Here is a 20265-nt window from a genome sequence, read left to right on the forward strand (position 1 = left end):
GCGAGTCTCGCGGCCGTCAGGCGGCCGGGCCACCGGTTTTCCCCCCGGCGCTCCCGAGCGCCTTCGCCAGCACGTCCGCGAACCGGGTGCCGATACGGCGGTGGGTGGCGCCGTCGGGGTGGAGTCCGTCCGGCAGGGGCAGCTCGGCGTGGTCCTGCTCGCCGTACAGCTCGAGGCCGTCGACGTAGCCGAGGTGGGGGTCGTCCGCGGAGCGTTCGGCGACGATCCGGGACAGCTCCTCGCGGATGACGGTGAGCGTCAGTTTCCCGGCGGCGACCTCCGCCGGGTCGCCCATGGCCCGGAAGGCCATGCGTCCCTCGGCGAGCGCGTCCATGTCGAAGGCGCAGGGGCCGGGGGTGTCCTCGTGCATCGGGCAGTACAGCGGGGAGACGACGGTGACCGGGGTCGTCGGATGCCCGTCGCGCACGGTGTCGAGGAACCCGTGGACGGCCGGGCCGAGGGCGCGCCGGCGCATCAGGTCGAGGTTGACCAGGTTGATGCCGATCTTGAGGGTGATGAGGTCGGCGGGGGTGTCCCGGATCGCGCGGGCGGTGAACGGGTCGAGCAGCGCGCTGCCGCCGAAGCCGAGGTTGACCAGTTCCACGCCGGAGAGCCGGGCGGCGAGCGCCGGCCAGGTGGAGGTGGGGCCGTCGGCGTCGGAGCCGTGGCTGATGGAGCTGCCGTGGTGCAGCCACACCGGGCGGTCCCCGTCGGGCGCCGGCTCGACGGGGGCGTCGCTGCGCAGGGCGACCAGCTCGGTGTGCTCGTTGTGCGGCAGCCAGATCTCGACGTGCTTGTCCCGCTCGGGCAGGCCGGTGAAGCGCAGGGTGGTGACCGGGCCCGGACGCATCTCGTTGGCGCCGGTGGCCAGGTCGATGGTGACGGTGTTGCCGTCGTCCGCGGTGGCACGCCCGGCCACCCGGCCGTCGACGAGGAGTTCGTACACGCCGTGCGGGCGGGGCGGGGCGCCGCGGTAGACGCGCTTGGTGGCCAGGACGTCCAGCTCGACGGCGGTGGCCCGGGTGCGCAGGGCCAGGCGCACGCCGGACGGCTGCGACTCGGCCAGCGCGAGCTGCGGGTCGGTGTTCTGGGCGCGGGCGCGGGCGGGCAGCCGGTGCGGGAGCAGGCCGTGCGGGGTGCGTTCCAGTTCGAGCGCGCCGCGCAGCAGGGCGGCGGTCAGCGGGGTGGTGATCCAGTCGGCGGTCATCGGTCTCCCTCGGGGGGTGCGGGCCAGTTGCGCAGCAGCGCGTCCAGGGCGTCCAGGACGCGTTCCCAGCTCTCCTGGCTGTCGGGCGCGCTGTGGCTGAACCCGCCGCCCAGTTCGAGGCTGACGTAGCCGTGGAAGACGCTGCCCAGCAGGCGGACCGCGTGGGTCTGGTCGGGCTCGGTCAGGTCGTAGCCGCGCAGCAGCGCCCGGGTCATCTGCGCGTGCCGGACGCCCGCGCTCGCGGCCGCGGTGCCGGGGTCCAGGGGGAGGCGGGTCGCGGCGTAGCGGCCGGGGTGCTCGCGGGCGTAGTCGCGGTAGACGTTGGCGAGGGCGGTCAGGGCGTCCTTGCCGGCCCGTCCGGCGAGCGCGTCGGCGGCACGGTCGGCGAGTTCGCCCAGCGCGAGCAGGGCGATCCCGGTCTTCAGCTCCTGCGAGTTCTTCAGGTGCGAGTACAGACTCGCGACCTTCACGTCGAAACGCCGGGCCAACGCGGAGACGGTGACCTGCTCGAAGCCGACCTCATCGGCGAGCTCGGCGCCGGCGCGGATCAGGCGGTCGGGCGTGAGTCCTGCGCGTGCCATGGCCTCCCTTTCCTCTGCCATAAGCCAGTATGCACCTGCCTAAAGGCTTTAGGCAAATGGCGAAATAACTAAGCCTGGCTCGGAGCACGTCGCGAACGAGGGTGCGTTCGTCTTCGGCTGCGCATGGCGGAGGCCGGTGCGACGGGCGGAAATCCGATCGGCCTTGTCGGTGCCCGCTGTTAGCCTCCTGCCCGCTCGCACCACTCCATCGGGCGATGCTTCAGGGGAGGGACATCGATCCATGTCAGGAAGACTCAGAAGGCGCGGCCTCCTGTGGGCCGGCTGCCTTGCGGCGGTCGTGGGGGCGACCGCACCCGGCACCGCATACGCCACGGAGAAGGAGAATCTGCCGCCCGTCGTCCAGGACCTCCAAACCGATTTCAAGAACTGCGCGACAGGTGACACCCCGGCCTACGTCGGACAGCCTCCGGTCCTCACGGCCCGGCTGACCGACCCGGTCGAGGACGACCGCCTCGGATACCCCGAGCAGCTCACCGCAGAATTCGAGATCTGGTGGTCCGACGCGAACGGCACCGAGCAGCGCCGCTCCTTCACGACCTACCCGACCTACCCCGGCCTGATCCACCGCATCACGGCGCCGGCCGACATCCCGGCCGACACGGTCATCTCCTGGCACGTCCGTGCCAACGACGGCAGCCTGAACTCCGCCTGGAGCTCCGAGGCGCCCGGCGCCGCATGCCGGTTCGTCTACGACAACCAGAGCCCGGCCGCTCCCGTCGTGAGCTCGCCGGACTACCCCTCCGATACCTGGGACTCCGGCGGCGTGGGCGTCTACGGCAGCTTCACCGTGGACTCCCCCTCCCCGGACGTCGTCGAATACCAGTACGGCTTCACCGGCGGCCCTTACGGCACCGTCCGCCCCTCCGAGATCGGCGGACCGGCCACCATCCGCTTCGTGCCGCTGAGCAACGCCCCGCAGGTCCTCAGCGTCCACGCCCGCGACCGCTCCGGCCGGATGAGCCCGCGCACCGACTACAGGTTCTTCGTGAAGGCGGCGAGCGCGCCGGTCTCCCGCTGGAAGCTCGACGACCCGGCCGGCTCCGCCACGGCGGCGGCCGACGCGGGCCAGGCAGCACGGGCTGGACGCGGCGTGACCTTCGGCGGCCCCGCGCCCTCGGGCACCCCGCTCACTTCCACGGCCGCCCTCGACGGCAGCGGCCACGCCTTCCTCACCACCGACGCCCCGGCGGTCGACAGCAGCAGGACCTTCGCCGTCGGCGCCTGGGTACGTCCAGCGGAGTCCGGCCGCACCATGACCGTGCTGAGCCAGGACACCACGTCCGGCACGGCCTACGCCTTGAGTCTGGAGGCCCCTGAGACCGGGACCGCCACCTACTCCTTCACCCTCGACGGCGCGAAGGTCACCGGCGGCGCTCCCGAGGCCGGTGAGTGGGCCTACCTGCTCGGCGTCTACGACAAGGAGACCGGGTACGCCCAGCTGTTCGTCAACGGTCACGAGGTCGGCACCAAGGTGAAGGCCGCGCCGGCCACGGCGGACGGCGCCTTCCAGATCGGCCGGATCCGCGGCAAGAACGGCTACCGGCAGCGCTGGCACGGCGACCTCGGCGACATCCGCGCGTACGACCGTCTCGTGGTCCCCCAGGAGGTGGGCGAACTCGCCCGCCGCAAGCCGAAACTGCTCGGGCACTGGTCGTTCGGCACGGCCGTCGACGGCACCACGCCCGAGAACAACGGCGGTGCACCGCTGCGGCTCGGGACGGGCGCGTCCATCTACCGGGGTCCGGACGACTCCTGCATCCCCGACCTCGACCCCGACTGCCTGTGGAAGCCGTACCCGCTGGTCGGCGAAGGGCACCTGACGCTGGACGGCGTCAGCGGCCACGCGGTCCTCGACGGCCCCGTGGTGGACACCGGTGACAGCTTCACCCTCGGTGTCGTCGCCAGGATCGCGGACGCCGACGCCACCCGGCCGATGACGGTCCTCTCCCAGGCCGGAGAGCACACCGACGCGTTCAAGCTCCGCTATGAGCCGTCGACGTACGCCTGGCAGCTGATCATGCCGGAGCGCGACGAGGCGGGCGCGCCCGAGAAGGTCGTCACACAGGTGACGATGCCCAGCGGCGACAGCGGTCAGGGCACACAGCTGGCCATCGTCTACGACGACGCGACCGACACGGTCAAGCTGTACGCCAACGGCTACACCAACGACCGGGCCACCGCCCACCTCGCGAACGGCTGGACGAGCACCGGCCCGCTGCAGGTGGGGCGTGCGCGCACGGCCGACGGCTGGGGCGAGTACCTGAAGGGCGACGTGGACGAGATCCAGGCGTACGCGGGCGCGCTGCGCGACACCGACATCAACGGCATGGGCGGAGAGACCGAGCCCTGCCTGTGCGTCTGAGGCCGTCCGGCCCCGCCTTCGGCGGCTTTCGCGGCACCGGCCGGGGACGACGGAGCGCCGCGTGGCGGCTCATCCGCTGAAGCCGGTCGTCGGCCCGGCGGTGCCCGGAGGGCCCTGCCTCCGGGCACCGCCGGGCCCACAGGGCCCTGCCCGTGGCCTACGACAGGGCCCCGCCCGTGGCCTACGACAGCTGGGACTGCACCTGGGAGGAGATCAGCTCCAGGTGGTCCAGGTCGTGCAGGTCGAGCACCTGGAGGTAGAGGCGGCGGGAGCCGGTCTCGGCGTAGCGGCCGATCTTGTCGACGACCTCGGCCGGGGAGCCGGCCAGGCCGTTCTCCTTCAGCTCCTCGACCTCGCGGCCGATGGCGGCGGCGCGACGGGCCACCTCGGCGTCGTCCCGGCCGACGCAGACGATCAGGGCGTTGGAGTACACGAGGTCGTCCGCCGGGCGGCCGATCGCCTCGGCGGCCGCCCGCACCCGGCCGAACTGCCGCGCGCTGTCCTCGACGGAGGCGAAGGGGATGTTGAACTCGTCCGCGTACCGCGCGGCGAGCCGCGGCGTGCGGGTGGCGCCGTGGCCGCCGATGAGCACCGGGATCTTCGCCTGCGCCGGCTTGGGCAGCGCGGGCGAGTCGGTGAGGTCGTAGTGGGTGCCGTGGAAGTCGAAGGTCTTGCCGGACGGCGTCGCCCACAGACCGGTGACGATCTCCAGCTGCTCCTCCAGGCGGGCGAACTTCTCCTTCGGGAAGGGGATGCCGTACGCCCGGTGCTCCTCCTCGAACCAGCCCGCGCCCAGGCCGAGTTCGACGCGTCCGCCGGACATCTGGTCCACCTGGGCGACCTGGATGGCGAGCACGCCGGGCAGGCGGAAGGTCGCCGCGGTCATCAGCGTGCCCAGGCGGATGCGGCGGGTCTCGCGAGCGAGGCCGGCGAGGGTGATCCAGGCGTCGGTGGGGCCGGGCAGGCCGTCCGCGTCGCCCATCTTCAGATAGTGGTCGGAGCGGAAGAAGGCGTCGAAGCCGAGGTCCTCGGTGGCCTTCGCCACGGTGAGCAGGGTGTCGTAGGTCGCGCCCTGCTGGGGTTCGGTGAAGATGCGTAGATCCATGCCTTCCATCCTCCACACCACGCCCGACGGCGCGACGACCGGTCCCCGCGAGCCGGGCGGGGACGTCGGCGGCCGGGCCCGGTCGGGGGTACGGCCGGGTACCCCGGTCGGGTACGGCCTATCGCCCTGGTCCGGTACGGCTTCCCGCCCGGTCCGGTACGCGCGACCGTGCGCCCCGGTCGGGTGAACGCCGTACGGCCCGGCGCCCTCCCCCGGCGGGTGAAAAGCGTCAACCGGGTGCACGGGTGCCCTCCGGGCCAGTGACCGGGTCCGATGATGATCGTTGGCTCGGGCGGAGCCGGACCGCCCGGCGCCCGCGCCGGCGGTGGCCGCCGTCGTGTCACCGTGCCGGCCTCCACGGGGGGCCGCAGGCCGAGGAGGCCGCATGTCCGAGGAGTCCGTGGCGCAGCAGGGCGGGGGCGTCGCCCAGCCGAAGGGGCTGCTGCAGCAGATGGAGGAACTGATGGCGGCGCTGAACGCGGACCTGTCGGCACTCGACGCGGACCTGCAGTCGGCGGGAGGTGCCGCCCGGCACGCGGCGCGGGAGGACAACGAGGCGGGGTGAACCCCCTGGGCCGTACCGGCGACGGAGACCCGGTCACCGTTCCGGTAACGCCTCCTCGCGGGCGGCCAGTTTGCGGAGCATCCAGTGGACACGGTCGCGGGACTCGTCGGCCGCGTCGATGGCCTCCATGCACTGCCAGTACGTGGCCTCGCCGTCCGCTCCGCCCGCGACGCCGACGAGGGCCATGCCGACGTCGGCGAGCAGGGCGTCGAGCGCGAGCAGCGTCTGCCGGGCGTCGTCGAGGGCGGTGAGCTGGGCGGCGCGTAACGCGCCGGGGTCGAGGTCGGGCGGGTCCAGGACACCGCAGCCGCGGCCCGCCAGTTCGGTCAACCCCAGGGCCTCGCCGCGCAGTTCGGGTGGTCCGGAGACCGCGAGGCGGCTGCCGATCGCCTGGGCGAGGGCCTGGGCCTGCCAGACCTCCCGCAACACCCGTGGCGGATCACTGCTCTCCGCCAGAGCCCGTCTGTTCGTCAGGATGAGCCGCACCGCTTCCATCGCGCGCCCCCGGTGGTGATCCGACGTGGCGGCCACACGCGTCCGCCCGAACTCCCTTGTCCACTACCCAGAGTGAAGGCATGTGGGACGAAAAGCCAGAGGAAGACGGAAATCTGCGGACAACAAATCGATTGCGGGCGGCTGGACGACTGCGGAGAGTAAAAACGGACGTGCCTGCTCCTGTCTCAGGCTCCGTCGCCCGCGCCTGCTTCAGGATCCGTCCTCTCCGGCTGCTCCAGGCTCCGTGGTCTCCGGCTGCTTCAGGCCCCGCCGGCTCCGCCGCCCCCGACTTCCCCGCCGCTGCCGCCGTCCCCCGGTGCCGGGAAGCGCTTCTCGTTCCGTTCGATCTTCTCCGCCAGCGCGGTCAGCGGGTCGACGCCGAGCACCTCGCACAGCTGGAGCAGATACGCGAGCACATCGGCGACCTCGTCGCGGACCCGGTGCGCGGTGTCCGGGTCCTCCATCACGCGGGCCGACTCCTGCGGGGTCAACCACTGGAAGATCTCGACCAGTTCGGCGGCCTCCACGCTGAGCGCGGTCGCCAGGTTCTTGGGCGTGTGGTACGGCTGCCAGTTGCGGGCCGCCGCGAACTCGGCCAGCCTGCGCTGCAGCTGCGCCAGATCCAGGTGCTTCGTCACGGGTCCAGGTGTACCACCGTGACCCCGTCGATCCCGGCCGCCCAGGATGCGTCGCCGACCGTGCCGACGCAGTGCATGTGGCCGCGCTCGCCCATCCGCACGGCCAGCCGCGCGAGTTCGGTGCGCTGGCGGCCGTCCAGGCAGCGGTCGAAGCCGTCGGCCAGCACCGTGAGCGCCTGCAGCGCGTCGGGCACCTCGCCGGGCGGGTCGACCTCCAGGACGCCGGGGCCGGTGAGCAGGACCAGCGCCAGCGCGAGGTAGCGCAGCTCGCCGTCGCCGAGCCGGGCGAGTTCGGTGCGGCCGCCGTTGTCCCGTTCCAGCCAGGCGCGGACCATGCCGTCGGTGCGCAGTTCGGCCACGACGTCGGTGGCCGGGGCGGCGCAGCCGGCGCGCAGGGCGGCGACGAGGTGCGCGTGCCGGCGGCTGCACTCGGTGCGGGTGCGCCACAGGACGTCGGCGAGATTGTCGCAGCCGGTGAGCAGCCGGCCGGAGCCGTTGGGGACGGGGGCGCGCATCCGGGCGGGGTGCGGATCGCAGACGAACACCGAGCGCAGTGCGACGACCATCTGCTCGGCGGCGGCGAGCACGCGCCGCTGCCCGTCGGTCTTGCCGGCGACGCGCAGCGGCAGCAGCGCCGTACCGAGCCGGTCGTCGGGCAGCGGGGCGCGGGTGACCGGCGCGGAACCGGCGGTGTGCCAGGCGGCCTGGACGGCCGGGCGGCCAGGATCGACGAGCGCGGTCTCCAGCAGGACGGTCCCCTCGGCGCTGAGCCGCTCCCCCACGACCCGCAGTTCGGGCTCCACCTGGACGGCGAGGTCGAGCCGTACCGGGCCGGCCGGGCCGTCGGCCGTGCAGCCGATCCGGAAGCCGCGCCGCTGCTGGGCATCGGGCAGGGCCTCCTCGGGCACACAGTGCACCGGGTCGGGGAAGACCTCGCCGAGCTCGGCGCCCCCGGCGAGCCGGGCGAGCGCGGCGTAGGCGCGCAGGGCGCTCGACTTCCCGCTCCCGCTGACCCCGGCGAGCAGGGTGAACGTCCCGTCCAGCGGGATCACGGCCCGCCGGTGCACGGCGAAGGCGGACAACCGCAGCTCGGTGACCCGGGGCCGCACCGGCCGCACCACGGACGGCTCAACGGAGCCGAACGACGACGAAAGGGAAGTAACGCCCATACGGCGGACGCTAGGCCCGCCCCCACCCAGCGAACCGTTCCGCCCGCCGCATCTTCCTCCGATCGAGGGACGCGGCCCGTGGACACGGACGGTCACGGCCGACGTGAAGCCACCGCCGAGACACCCGGACGTGGCCAGGGACAGTCAACGGCCGGACGAGCCGCACCCGGCGAGACGCTCTGCCGTGGCCACGGACGGTCACGGCAGAGCGTAGAAACGCCGGGCGAGCCGCCCGCCGGACGTGGACACGGACAGACCCGGCCGACAAGGGCCCGCGCTCCGGACCGTGCACCGGCTGGACTCCCGCTCCGACACCGGCACCGGCACCGGCACCGGCACCGGCCGACACTCGCCGAGCCGGTCCCCCGCCCCCCGTCGCCCCGTCAGCCCCCGGCCAGCCCGGTGTTGTCCACCAGCCCGCTGACCTCCGTGCCCCGGGGCGTGAGGAGGAACACGTTGCGGTCGACGCGGTGCATGCCGCTGGCGAGACCAAAGACGACGCCGGTGGAGAAGTCGAGGACGCGCTTGGCGACCTCGGTCTCGGCGCCGGTGAGGTCGAGGAGGACGGGGATGCCGGCCATGAGGGTCTCGGCGACCTCGCGGGCGTCCGCGAAGACGTTGACCCGCAGGACCACGAAGCGCCGCCGGGTCTCCGTCTCCGCGTCGGGCAGGGAGCGGTGGTTCACCGCCGACGGCCACGCGTCGCGGCCACGCAGGGGTACGACCTGGGCGAGCCCCTCCCACTGTTCATCGGTGACGTCGTGACGGCTCACCGTTCCCCCGATCTGACTCGCACTCATCTCCTGCACCAGGCAATTCTTACGCCAAGTCACCTGTTCGGCCCAACACCGACACGGTCCGCGACCTGCCCGAGCGGAGAGGGCTCCCGGCCGACGGAGCGCCGGAGCCGGTCACTAGGCTCCGGCGTCGTGACCACCGATGCCGGGTTCACCTGTTCGTGCTGCGGGGCTCACCACCCCGATCTGCCGATGAACTACACGGCCGAGGCCCCGGCCGTCTGGGACCCGGCCTTCGCCGACGCCGACGACTGCCTCCTCTCCTCGGACCAGTGCGTGATCCATGGGGAGCACTGCTTCGTCAAGGGTCTGATCGAGATCCCGGTCATCGGCAGCGACGAGGTGTTCTCCTGGGGTGTCTGGGTGTCGCTCAGCCGGGAGAACTTCTCCCGTGCGGCCAACCTGTGGAACAGGCCCGGCCGCGAGGACGAGAGGCCGTACTTCGGCTGGCTCACCACCGACCTGCCGGTGTACTCGCCCACGACGCTCAACCTCAAGACCAACGTCCACACCCGCCCGGTCGGCGAACGCCCCTACGTCGAGCTGGAGCCCACCGACCACCCCCTCGCGTGCGAACAGCGCACCGGGATCACGCCGGCCCGCGTACGCGAGATAGCGGCGGCCGTCCTGCACCCGGGCAGCGGCGGGCATCGGTGACGGCCCCCGGGTCGCCAACCCCGTCGCGCCGGACCCCGTCGCGCCTGCCGGACTGAGCCCCAGGGCGCGGAGGTTCGTCGAGATCAGGTGAGGACGCGCTCATCGCCGTCCGCCGCGGCGAGGCCGTCGGTCTCGACGCACCGCGGTGCCTCGAAGCTCACGTGTACGAAGGCCTCGGCGCAGGGGGTGCGGACCGCGGCTGACCGCTTGCCGGGGCCGCCGGATCCGGGCATCGGAGCGCCGGTGACCAGCGCGAGCGTCATCGCTCATCCGCGGCACACCGGAATCTTCACCTCCGGCCGTGTGGTGTTCACCGGGTGCACTTAGCGTTCCGTGCCGTGCACATGGCAGACACACAGCTGGTGGTTCCCGGGCGCCGGCCGCGGACCGCACCGGCCGCGCCTCCGGAGGACCCCGCGCCCGCGCAGTGGCACCGCGTCCTCACCCTGCTCGCCGCGATCAGCCTCTTCATCGGCACCCGTACGGTGTGGACGCAGGCGGCGACCCACCGGCCTGCGGTCGCCCTGGTGATCACGGCGTGCTACGCGTCGATCCTGGCGTGCGGCGTGCTCACCGTCGTCGTCCGGCGCGGCAGCTCGCTGGCCCGGGTCGACCTGGGCGTCCTGCTCACCGCGATGACGCTCACGCTGTGCACCTGGGTCATGAACCACAACGGCGCCGACGAAGCGGTGCTGACCACCCAGGCCGCCCGTGAGCTGGTCGCCGGGCACCCCGTCTACGGGCAGCCCTGGCCCTGGTTGTTCGGCCCCGGCATCGCCCTGACCCCGACGGTCGACGGCGGCTACGACTACACCTACGGCTACCCCCCGCTCGCGCCGCTGCTCACCGCGCCGTTCCTGGGCCTGGGCCACGCCGGCACCCCGGCGACGGCCGTCACCACGGGCGCGCTGCTGGTGGCCGCCGTCACCCTCTGGCGGATGCTGCCGGTGCCGTGGCGCTCGGCGGCGACGATGGTCTGCCTGGGCTTCGGCTTCCTGCCCTCCTACGCCCGGCTCGGCTACCCGGCGATGCTGGGCCTCGCCCTGCTGGTCCCGGTGGTGGTGCGCTGGCCCCGGATCGGCCGGGGCGGACGGCTCGGCGCCGCCGGGATCGCCCGCGCCGCCTGCCTGGGCGCGGCCTGCGCGGCGCAGCAGCTGCCCTGGTTCGTCACCCCGTTCCTGCTGGTCGGCCTGTACGCGGTGCGCCGCGGCGAGCTGGGCGCGCGCGGCGCGGGCCTGCTCCTGCTGCGGGTGCTCGGCATCGCCGCCGCCACCTGGCTGCTGATCAACACCTACTTCATCCTTCACGAACCGCACACCTGGTTCGAAGGCATCCTGCTGCTGATCACACAGGGCGCGGTGCTGCACGGCCAGGGCCTGAACATCGTCTCGCTGCTGCTGACCGACGGCAGCGACCGGCTCGACTGGTACGGGCACGCCAGCGCGCTGCTGCTGGTGGGGCTGCTGGCGGTGTTCCTGCTGTTCGTGCGGCGGCTCGGGCCGGCGGCGACCGTGCTGCCCTGGTGCGCGTTCTATCTCGCCACGCGGTCGCAGGACGGCTACTACCTGCTGATGACGCCGCTGTGGCTGGCGGCCGTGGTCACCGCGCCCGCCGCCGAGTTCGCCCGCGCCTGGCAGCCACGGCCGCGCCGGCTGCCCTCGGGCCGCGGACGCCGCCCGGTCCTGGCCGCGGCGGGTGCGCTGCTGCTCGCGCCCGCGCTGGTGAGCGCCCTGATCGCGGCGACGGGCACGCCACCGCTGCGCATGCGGGTCACGGAGGTGCAGCACGCGACGCCGAGCAAGGTGTCACTGCTGACCGTGAGCGTCACCAACACCGGCGACCGCGCCCTCACCCCGCACTTCATGCTCACCACGGGCGAGGGCATGGGCCGCTACTGGTCGGTGCTGCGCGGCCCGGTCACCCTGCCCGCCCACGGCAGTGCCGTGTACGCGCTGCGCCCGCCCAAGGGCACCTTCCCGGTGTCGCGGAACAACGCGAAGGTGCGGGTACGGCTGCGGGTGTTCACGGGCGACCCGCAGACCCTGTCGAGCATCGACGTACGGCATCTGCTGCTGCGCACGCCGGCGCGCTGACGGACCGGCCGGCGCCCGCCCCTCCCCCGCCCCACCTCCCTTGATTCGCGCACTCGGCCTTTGGGTACCCGGCGGCTGCCGTGTGAGAGGCGAAGGAGGTCCCCATGGGTGTGTCCGGCCTGCCCGATCCCGTCGTGCGCCGATCGGCCGACCCGCCCGTCGACGTGGAACGGCTGGCGGCGGCGCTGCGTGAGCGGGTGGACGGGGAGGTGCGGTTCGACGCCGGGAGCCGGGCCGCGTACTCCACGGACGCCTCCAACTTCCGGCAGACCCCCATCGGCGTCGTCGTGCCCCGTACCCCTGAGGCCGCTGCTGAGGCGGTCGCCGTAGCCCGGGAGCACCACGCGCCGGTGCTGTCCCGCGGCGGCGGGACGAGCCTGGCCGGACAGTGCACCAACGCGGGCGTGGTGATCGACTGGTCCAAGTACTGCACCCGGATCGAGTCCGTCGACGAGGACGCCCGCACCTGCGTCGTCCAGCCCGGCATCGTGCTGGACGAGCTGAACCGGCAGCTCGCGCCGACCGGCCTGCGCTACGGCCCGGAGCCCGCCACCCACGCCAACTGCACCCTCGGCGGCATGATCGGCAACAACTCCTGCGGCGCCACCGCGCAGGCGCACGGCAAGGTCGTCGACAACATCGCCCGCCTGGAGGTGCTCCTCTACGACGGCACCCGCTTCTGGTGCGGCCCGACCAGCGACGAGGAGTACGCCGAGATCGAGGCGCGCGGCGACCTGCGCGCTTCCGTGTACCGGCAGCTGCGGGCGCTGCGCGACACCTACGCCGACGAGATCCGCCGCCGCTTCCCCGACATCCCGCGCCGCGTCTCCGGCTACAACCTCGACTCCCTGCTCCCGGAGCACGGCTTCGACGTGGCCGGGCTGCTGGTGGGCAGTGAGTCGACCCTGGTCACGGTGTTGCGCGCGGAGCTGAAGCTGGTGCCGGTGGTGCGGGAACGGACCCTGGTGGTCCTGGGGTTCGACAGCGTCGACAAGGCCGCCGACGCCGTACCGGCCGTCCTGCCGTACGAGCCGATCGCGCTGGAGGGGCTCGACAAGCACCTGATCCGCGACGAGCGGATCAAGCATCTCAACCCCGACGCGATCGGTGAACTCCCGCAGGGCACCGCCTTCCTGATGGTGCAGTTCGGCGCGGACACCCTGCACGAGGCGGAGGACCGGGCGCACCGGATGCTGGACGCGCTGCACGAGTCCGAGCACGATCCGACGGTCGCCTTCCTGGACGACCCCCGGCACGAGGACGAGTTGTGGCAGGTGCGCGAGGCCGGGCTCGGCGCGACCGCCCATCTGCCGGCCCGGCCCGACACGTTCGAGGGCTGGGAGGACTCGGCGGTGGCGCCGGAACGGCTCGGCGACTATCTGCGCCGGCTGCGGGAGCTCTTCGAGGAGTTCGGCTACCAGAGCGACACCGGGCCCAGCCTGTACGGCCACTTCGGGCAGGGCTGTGTGCACACCCGCATCCCCTTCGACCTGTACAGCGCGGACGGGGTGGCCACCTACCGCCGCTTCATGGAGCGGGCGGCGGATCTGGTGGTGGAGTTCGGCGGTTCGCTCTCCGGTGAGCACGGCGACGGGCAGAGCCGGGGCGAGCTGCTGCCGCGGATGTTCGGCGAGGAGATCGTCACCGCGTTCGGGCGGCTGAAGGCGGTCTTCGACCCGGAGGACCGCATGAACCCGGGCAAGGTCGTCGCGCCGTACGGCCTCGATCAGAACCTGCGGCTGGGCGCGGACTGGGCGCCGTACGACCCGCAGGACCTGTACTTCCGCTTCCCCCACGACGGCGGGTCGTTCGCGGAGGCCACCAACCGCTGTGTCGGCGTCGGCAAGTGCCGTCAGCACACCAACGACGGCGGCGCGGTGATGTGCCCGTCGTACCAGGTGACCCAGGAGGAGGAGCACTCCACGCGGGGCCGGGCGCGGCTGCTGTTCGAGATGATGGACGGGCACGGCGACAGCGCGATCCGCGACGGCTGGCACTCGCAGGCGGTGCGGGACGCGCTCGATCTGTGCCTGGCGTGCAAGGGCTGCAAGAAGGACTGCCCGGCCGACGTCGACATGGCCACGTACAAGGCGGAGTTCCTGGCCCATCACTACGAGGGGCGGCCCTGGCGACGGCCGCGTTCGGACTGGTCGATGGGCTGGCTGCCGGCGGTGGCGCAGGCGGTGGGGCGCGCCCGGCTCGGCCCGGTCGTCAACGCCGTCACGCACACGCCGGGCCTGGCGAAGGCGGCGCGGGCGCTGGCCGGGGTGGAGGACCGCGAGGTGCCGCTGTTCGCCGGGCAGACGTTCCAGCAGTGGTTCGCCGGGCACGAGCCGCGGGGCGACGGCGAGCGCGGCACGGTCCTGCTGTGGCCGGACACCTTCACCAACCACTTCCACCCGCACCTCGGGCGGGCGGCCGTGCACGTCCTGGAGGAGGCGGGCTGGCGGGTCGAGCTGCCCACCGAACCGCTGTGCTGCGGCCTGACCTGGATCTCCACCGGCCAGCTCGCGGTCGCCAAGCGGGTGCTGACCCGCACGGTGCGCGCCCTCGCCGACCACGTCCGGGCCGGCGGCCTGGTGGTCGGCCTGGAGCCCAGCTGTACGGCGGTGTTCCGCGCCGACGCGGGCGAACTCTTCCCCGGCGACCGGGACGTACGGCGGCTCGCCTCCCAGACGGTGACGCTGGCCGAACTGCTCACCGAGCACAGCCCGGGCTACCGGCCGCCCCGCGTGCCCGAACGCTCGGCACGGGCGCTGGCGCAGGTGCACTGCCACCAGCACGCCGTCATGGGCTGGGAGGCCGACCAGGAGCTGCTGCGCCGGGCCGGGGTGGACGCGGAGCACCTGGAGTCCGGCTGCTGCGGCCTGGCCGGCAACTTCGGCTTCGAGAAAGGCCACTTGGACGTCAGCATGGCCTGCGCGGAACGGGTGCTGCTGCCCCGGCTGCGGGAGGCGGACGAGGAGACGGTGGTCCTCGCCGACGGCTTCAGCTGCCGTACGCAGATCCACGAGGGCGACAGCGGGGGCCACGAGGCGGTGCACCTCGCGGAGCTGCTGGCGACGGCCCTGCCGAACGCCCCCGCCAGCGCCTACGGCACCGCACCCGACGCCCGCCCGGCGCCTCCCGGCCGCGCCTCCCGGGCCGCGGCACTGGCGGGCGCCCTGACCGGCGCGGGCCTGCTCGCGACAGGTGTCGTGGCGGGGCTGGGGCGGCTGCGGCGGCGCTAAGGGCTTCAAAGCCGGGCGGTGAAGGCTTCACGGCCGGCGCCAAGAGCTTCACGGCCGGGCTGGGACCGGGCACTGCGTACCGTGAACGCAGTGCCCGGCCGCGTGTTGTCACACCGATGCTCAGCAGGCAGGCTGATGCGGGCCTACGGCCGGGGGGCAGGCAGGCTGATGCGGGCCTACGGCCGGGGGCGGACCCGCTGCCATCGGGGACGCGCGTCCCCTCCGCGGTGTCCGGCCACGGACGCGCAGCGCCGGCACACCCGTCGTACACGGTCGGCGGCGCCGCCGGACTCCGGGAAGGCGTCGGGCCAGTTGACGTGCGGGAAGCGGACGAGCTGCGAGCGGCTCAGGGACAGACCGCAGACGGTCTCGTTCCGGCCGGGCTCCCAGGCGTGGGCCTCGCCGGCGGGCAGCCTGCGCCGGCCCTCCTCCTCGTCGACCCACTGGCCGGAGGCGGCGACGGCGTACTGCTTGCCGCGCCTCATGGGACGGAGCACACCGTGAGAACGCTGATCCCGGTCACCTCGGCACCGTCCTCCCTCGGCCTGCGCCTCGATCACGGTCGGGCCGTCGCGCCGAGTCGGGCGGCCCGCATCCGGCGAGTGCCACGAAAGCCGCGGCCTCACACCCGCGCCCGGCACGGGGCGGGTGTGAGGCGGAGCGGGGACGTCAGCGCCGCAGGGTGAGGACACCCGGCCGCCACGGCAACTGGTTGTAGTCGCCGCTGGCCGTGGGGGACTTGCCCTGATAGAGGAGCTGCAGGTTGCAGGGATCGATGGTCATGGTCTGGTCGGGGTTGTCGCGGACCAGGTCACCGTGGCTGATGTCATTGGTCCAGGTGGCACCGCTGTTGGCTTTGCCCGCGAAGGGGTTGCTCTCGCTCGCGGCCTGCGGGGTCCACGAACCGCTCAGGCTGGAGGCGGTGAAGGAGCGGAAGTAGCGCTGCTCGTTCGCACCCCGGGCCTCGACGATCATGAGGTACTGGTTCTGGCCCTTGACCTTGTAGACCTGCGGCGCCTCGAACAGGTTCTTCGTGGTGTCGCTCATGACAGTCGTGTACGACGAGCCGAAGTTGCCCGGGAAGTTGCCGATCGGCATGCTCGCCCGGTAGATCTTGCCGTTGTCACCGGCGAAGAACAGGTACATGTTCTGGCTGTCGGCGATCAGCGTCTGGTCGATGGGCCCGGTGCCGGAGTCGGGGAGGCTGCCGGTGAACAGGGGCTGCGGCGCGGACCAGCCGTTGGGGTTGGTGGGGTCGCTCGACGTGCGGTAGATGAACGGCCACGCACCCCACTGGTAGGCCAGCACCCAGATGTTCTTCGGCGCGAAGTAGAACAGCGTGGGCGCCACCGCGGCCTGGCTCATCCCGGTCTGCCCCGCCGACGCCATGTCCGACCAGTTGGTGAAGGGGCTGAACATCATCGACCCGTACGACGATCCGGACACGTTCGACGCGTAGACCACGTGCTTGCCGTTGTAGGTGACGGTGGTGAAGTCCTTGAGCGCGGTCCAGCCGTTCGCCGGCTGCGCCAGCACGCCCGTCGAGTCCCACCGGTACGTCGAGGGAAGGGTGCAGGTGCCGTCCGTCGGGCTCCCGGTCAGGCCGGTCCACTTCTGGTTACTGCCCCCGTTGCAGGTTCCGATCTGCACCGCCGTGCCGTTGGCCGTGCCGCCGCCCGCGGCCTCCAGGCACAGCCCGGACTCCACGCCGACGACCGTGCCGTCGGAGTTCACCCGCCACTGCTGGTTCGCACCGCCGGAACAGGACCAGATCTGCACCCGGGTGCCGGGCGCGGTGGCGTGGCCGGGGACGTCCAGGCACTTGGTGCCGTACACGGTCAGCTGACGGTCGTCCGTCAGCGTCCACTGCTGGTTGGTGCCGCCCCAGCAGTCGTAGAGCTGCAGGTAGGTGCCGTTGTCCTGGCCGGCGCCGACCACGTCCAGGCACCGGTTCGAACCGGCGCCGCGCAGGGCGCCGCTGCCGGCCGCGTGTGCCGGGGCGGCGACGAGCATCGCCGCCAGCGCGGCCAGGACCGCAGCGGTGGCGGCGAGCACCGCAGACGTGCGCCTGCGGCGGAGACTTCCTTTGTCCATGTGGCTTCCTCCACTTGGAGTGAGCGGTACCGGTCACCTCGTGAGGTGTTGGCAAGGCCATGACATACGTGAGTCGACACGGCAACTCACGGCATGCGTTCGGAATTACGAACAACGGTCGGTATGTCGAGTCCCTGATGATAGGGATCCGGGGAACGGCGTCAACACCTCTCGCACGAATCGTCGATTCAACCGAAAGATGCGAGCCTCCGAGGTGACGCGAACGACGCCGACCTCCGCAACGAAAGGCTGTACAGAGCATCAACATGGCAGCTCGGAGGGATCCGAAAGTTTCGATCCCCGGTGCACTGGGAGGCGAGGCGCGACGGGCGGCCGAGACAGCGATACCCAACCTCGACGCCGCTCTCGGCGAACTCGACGAGGATTCACCGGTACCGGTGGACGGGCGCCGCCACGCCCTCGGCTACTCCATCAGCAGCGTCGATCACTAAACCGATTTCGTGCACGCGGTACGCAGTGAAACGGGATGTTTCACTAAACCGATCACTCAACTCGCGATCAGGGCTGGACAACGTTGTCAGAGAACGGCACAGTGTCCGGTCGCGGGACACGTGGTCCCGTTTTTCTCGGAAGGGCTACGTCATGGCCGTGTACGGAGCACTCGACATAGGTGGCACCAAGATCGCCGGGGCGCTGGTCGACCCTGAGGGGCGCATCGTCGTCCGGTCGTATCGGCCCACCCCCGCCCGCGAACCGGCCGAGACCCTGCTGGGAGCCGTCAGCGCCGTGGTGGACGACCTGTCCGCGCACGCCGCCTGGGCGGATCTCGCGTGCCTGGGCATAGCGAGCGCCGGCCCGGTCGACACCGCCGCAGGCACCGTGAGCCCCGTCAACATCCCGCACTGGCGCCGCTTTCCACTGGTCGAGCGGGTCCGCTCACACCCCCGTGTGCCGCCCCACACGACTCCCGTACTGGTCGGGGACGCCGTCGCCATGACGGCTGCCGAGCACTGGCTGGGTGCGGCTCGCGGGGTGGACAACGCGCTGTGCATGGTGGTCTCCACGGGCGTCGGCGGCGGTCTGATCCTGGACGGCCGGCTGCACGCAGGCCGATCGGGGAACGCGGGGCACATCGGACACATCTCGGTCGACCTGGACGGGTCCGTATGCCCGTGCGGCGCCCGGGGATGCGTGGAGGGCCTGGCGAGCGGCACGGCCATCGCCACGCATGCCCTGGCCGCGGGCTGGACTCCGCCCCCCGGGTCCGCCGCCACCGCGGCGGATGTCGCCGCCGCGGCCCGGCAGGGCGACAGCATCGCCCGGTCTGCCTACGACCGCGCGGCACAGGCTCTGGCCGCGGGCATCGCCGCGACGGCCGCTCTCGTCGAACTCGACCTCGTCGTCATCGGTGGAGGTGTGGCGCAGGCCGGCGACACGCTGTTCGCACCCCTGCGCCGGTGGATGACCCGGTACGCGGTCCTCGACTTCGCGCGTGACCTGGCGATCGCGCCGGCCGAACTGGCCCTGGACGCAGGGCTCATCGGCGCCGCGGCCGCCGCCTCGGCCGCACCACCGCGGGAGCGGTGAGAACCGGCGGCGCAGTGATGCCGTCCCCCGCCGGCGCCATGACGCTCAGGGACCGAGCACACGTTCACCGAGCCCCGCACCGGCGCGTGACCGAGCAACCTGCGTCGACGCAGGAAAGCGGGTCACTGCTCCCGTCCGCCTGGGCGCCGCCGTCACACCCACCGGCGTCTCCGCCACGGCAGCGGTGCCCCGGCCGCCCTGCGTACGGCATGAGCGCCGCTGCCAACCGCGCCACCGGGGCTGCGGCGCCGGACCCCCGCGTGCCTGCCCACTTCACACCGCCCGCCCCCACCGGTGACAGCCGCTCGAAAGGAACTGCGCTCATGGACCGTCTCGTCAACACCGTCCGCACCTACCCTTGGGGCTCGACCACCGCACTGCCCGAACTCATGGGCATCACCCCGGACGGCTCTCCCCATGCCGAGTTGTGGATGGGAGCCCATCCTGCCGCACCCTCCCGCGTCGAGCGGGAGGGCCGCCTGCACGGGCTGGACCGCGTCATCGAGGCCGACCCCCGGGCCGAGTTGGGCGATGCTCTCGTCCGCCGCTTCGGGCCGCGCCTGCCTTTCCTCGTCAAGCTGCTGGCCGCCGACTCCCCCCTGTCCCTGCAAGTGCACCCCGACCTGGACCGGGCAGCCGCCGGATACACACGTGAGAACGCCCGGGGCATCCCGCTCGACGCTCCCCATCGCACCTACCGCGACGCACAGCACAAACCGGAGATGATCGTCGCCCTGACCGCCTTCGAGGGATTGTGCGGGTTCCGGCCACCGGGCGAGAGCGCCGATCTGCTGGATGCCCTCGGTCTGGACTGGCTGGCCGCATGCGTCATGACGCTCCGCTCGGTCCCGGAGGAGCCAGCACTGCGGGAGGTCTTTTCCACCCTCCTCTCCCTTCCCCCGGACCGGCTCGCCGAGGTCGACGGCGCTCTGGCGAGGGCCGCCCGCCGGTCCGGCCCCCTCGGCGACACACTCGCGGTGTACGCCGCCATCTCCCGGGCTCACCCGGTCGATCCGGGCGTCCCGGCAGCTCTCCTGATCAGGCACGTCCGGCTCTCGCCCGGAGAAGCCCTGTTCCTCGGAGCGGGTGTACCGCACGCTTATGTGAGGGGGCTGGGTGTCGAAGTCATGGCCGCCTCGGACAACGTCCTGCGCTGCGGCCTGACGAGCAAACACGTGGACGTGCCGGAACTGCTGCGTGTCGTCCGCTTCACCTCCCTCACGGCGCCGGTGATCCGCCCGGTGCCCGGGATGGGAGGCGAAGAGGTGTACCCGGCGCCCGTCGACGACTTCCGACTCTCCCGTCTGGTGCTGGGCGCAGGGGACAGCGCCCGCGCGCTGCCCGGATCCACGCCCCAGATTCTGGTGTGCACGGCCGGCACGATCCGTGTCGCCGGTCCGCGCCACGCGGTCGTACTCGCGGGGGGCGCATCCGTATTCGTACCGGCCGGCGAAAGGGTCGCGGTCTCGGGTGAGGGAACGGTGTTCCGGGCCACTGCCGGCGAGCAGAGGGCCCGACAGCTGAACTCCCACTAAACTTAACCGGTTTGGTCACGATGGTTGAACAGGCGGACCGATCGCCCTAGCCTCTCTCCCAGTCGCCGATCGCGAGGATCGACCGAGCCGCCTTTCCCCGTGGCGGGATAGGTGAACGGACTCCACCGGCGATTTACCGTTCCACCGTCCCGCTGCCCGGTGAGCCGC

17 protein-coding genes are annotated in these 20265 nt (G+C 72.5%); 7 read left to right on the plus strand and 10 right to left on the minus strand.

The genetic code is table 11. The features are described from left to right. Window positions 1–16: 16 nt before the first annotated feature. The gene (locus ACF1AL_RS16690; RefSeq protein ID WP_391826298.1) at window positions 17–1207 is read right to left on the minus strand and encodes an SGNH/GDSL hydrolase family protein; all 1191 of its coding nucleotides are present in this window, start codon (window positions 1205–1207) and stop codon (window positions 17–19) included. Next, window positions 1204–1788: a TetR/AcrR family transcriptional regulator gene (locus ACF1AL_RS16695; RefSeq protein ID WP_384214453.1), complete on the minus strand. Its 585-nt coding sequence runs from the start codon at window positions 1786–1788 to the stop codon at window positions 1204–1206. Before ACF1AL_RS16695 ends, ACF1AL_RS16690 begins: the two co-directional genes overlap by 4 nt. Before the next feature lie 241 nt (window positions 1789–2029). Here ACF1AL_RS16695 and ACF1AL_RS16700 point away from each other — a divergent pair, with 241 nt between their 5' ends. After that, window positions 2030–4171, plus strand: a complete 2142-nt coding sequence (locus ACF1AL_RS16700; RefSeq protein WP_391826300.1) for a LamG domain-containing protein — start codon at window positions 2030–2032, stop codon at window positions 4169–4171. Window positions 4172–4352: 181 nt separating this feature from the next. On the opposite strand, the gene ACF1AL_RS16705 is transcribed toward ACF1AL_RS16700, so the two are convergent. Then, complete coding sequence (locus ACF1AL_RS16705; RefSeq protein ID WP_391826302.1) at window positions 4353–5276, minus strand: LLM class F420-dependent oxidoreductase; 924 nt, start codon at window positions 5274–5276, stop codon at window positions 4353–4355. Window positions 5277–5661: 385 nt separating this feature from the next. Between ACF1AL_RS16705 and ACF1AL_RS16710 the strand changes: the two genes are divergently transcribed. Further along, window positions 5662–5841, plus strand: a complete 180-nt coding sequence (locus tag ACF1AL_RS16710) for a hypothetical protein (protein WP_391700480.1) — start codon at window positions 5662–5664, stop codon at window positions 5839–5841. A 33-nt stretch (window positions 5842–5874) separates the two neighbouring features. On the opposite strand, the gene ACF1AL_RS16715 is transcribed toward ACF1AL_RS16710, so the two are convergent. From ACF1AL_RS16715 to ACF1AL_RS16730, 4 genes are all read right to left on the minus strand, one after another. Next, window positions 5875–6336: a DUF6099 family protein gene (locus ACF1AL_RS16715; RefSeq protein WP_366836631.1), complete on the minus strand. Its 462-nt coding sequence runs from the start codon at window positions 6334–6336 to the stop codon at window positions 5875–5877. Window positions 6337–6596: 260 nt separating this feature from the next. After that, entirely contained in the window at window positions 6597–6974 is a 378-nt protein-coding gene (locus ACF1AL_RS16720; protein ID WP_391826304.1) for a nucleotide pyrophosphohydrolase, read from the minus strand. Then, window positions 6971–8143 carry an ATP-binding protein gene (locus ACF1AL_RS16725; RefSeq protein WP_391826306.1) on the minus strand — a complete coding sequence of 391 codons (1173 nt, stop codon included), beginning with the start codon at window positions 8141–8143 and terminating at the stop codon, window positions 6971–6973. The genes ACF1AL_RS16720 and ACF1AL_RS16725 overlap by 4 nt, the downstream gene beginning before the upstream one ends. 383 nt (window positions 8144–8526) lie before the next feature. After that, complete coding sequence (locus ACF1AL_RS16730) at window positions 8527–8943, minus strand: cell division protein SepF (RefSeq protein ID WP_366836628.1); 417 nt, start codon at window positions 8941–8943, stop codon at window positions 8527–8529. 189 nt (window positions 8944–9132) lie between these two features. Here ACF1AL_RS16730 and ACF1AL_RS16735 point away from each other — a divergent pair, with 189 nt between their 5' ends. Beyond that, a complete protein-coding gene (locus ACF1AL_RS16735; RefSeq protein ID WP_391826408.1) occupies window positions 9133–9597 on the plus strand; it encodes a DUF2199 domain-containing protein in 465 nt (154 codons plus the stop codon). Between the two features lie 83 nt (window positions 9598–9680). Here ACF1AL_RS16735 and ACF1AL_RS16740 read toward each other — a convergent pair whose 3' ends face one another. Then, entirely contained in the window at window positions 9681–9860 is a 180-nt protein-coding gene (locus ACF1AL_RS16740; RefSeq protein ID WP_391700489.1) for a hypothetical protein, read from the minus strand. 81 nt (window positions 9861–9941) lie between these two features. Here ACF1AL_RS16740 and ACF1AL_RS16745 point away from each other — a divergent pair, with 81 nt between their 5' ends. Next, complete coding sequence (locus tag ACF1AL_RS16745; protein WP_391826308.1) at window positions 9942–11690, plus strand: hypothetical protein; 1749 nt, start codon at window positions 9942–9944, stop codon at window positions 11688–11690. A 104-nt stretch (window positions 11691–11794) separates the two neighbouring features. After that, window positions 11795–14920: an FAD-binding and (Fe-S)-binding domain-containing protein gene (locus ACF1AL_RS16750; protein ID WP_391826310.1), complete on the plus strand. Its 3126-nt coding sequence runs from the start codon at window positions 11795–11797 to the stop codon at window positions 14918–14920. 176 nt (window positions 14921–15096) lie between these two features. Here the strand turns inward: ACF1AL_RS16750 and ACF1AL_RS16755 are convergent, their stop codons facing one another. Together ACF1AL_RS16755 and ACF1AL_RS16760 are read right to left on the minus strand one after the other, a co-directional pair. Continuing rightward, on the minus strand, window positions 15097–15405 hold the full coding sequence (locus ACF1AL_RS16755) for a hypothetical protein (RefSeq protein WP_391660342.1): 309 nt from the start codon (window positions 15403–15405) through the stop codon (window positions 15097–15099). 184 nt (window positions 15406–15589) lie between these two features. Then, a complete protein-coding gene (locus tag ACF1AL_RS16760) occupies window positions 15590–17014 on the minus strand; it encodes a non-reducing end alpha-L-arabinofuranosidase family hydrolase (RefSeq protein ID WP_384214466.1) in 1425 nt (474 codons plus the stop codon). A 603-nt stretch (window positions 17015–17617) separates the two neighbouring features. Between ACF1AL_RS16760 and ACF1AL_RS16765 the strand changes: the two genes are divergently transcribed. Continuing rightward, on the plus strand, window positions 17618–18562 hold the full coding sequence (locus ACF1AL_RS16765; protein WP_391826312.1) for an ROK family protein: 945 nt from the start codon (window positions 17618–17620) through the stop codon (window positions 18560–18562). 323 nt (window positions 18563–18885) lie between these two features. Then, window positions 18886–20097: a mannose-6-phosphate isomerase, class I gene (gene manA / locus ACF1AL_RS16770; protein WP_391826314.1), complete on the plus strand. Its 1212-nt coding sequence runs from the start codon at window positions 18886–18888 to the stop codon at window positions 20095–20097. Window positions 20098–20265: the final 168 nt, after the last annotated feature.

Origin of the sequence: Streptomyces sp. NPDC014801 (assembly GCF_043082085.1) — a bacterium.
Lineage (GTDB): Bacteria > Actinomycetota > Actinomycetes > Streptomycetales > Streptomycetaceae > Streptomyces.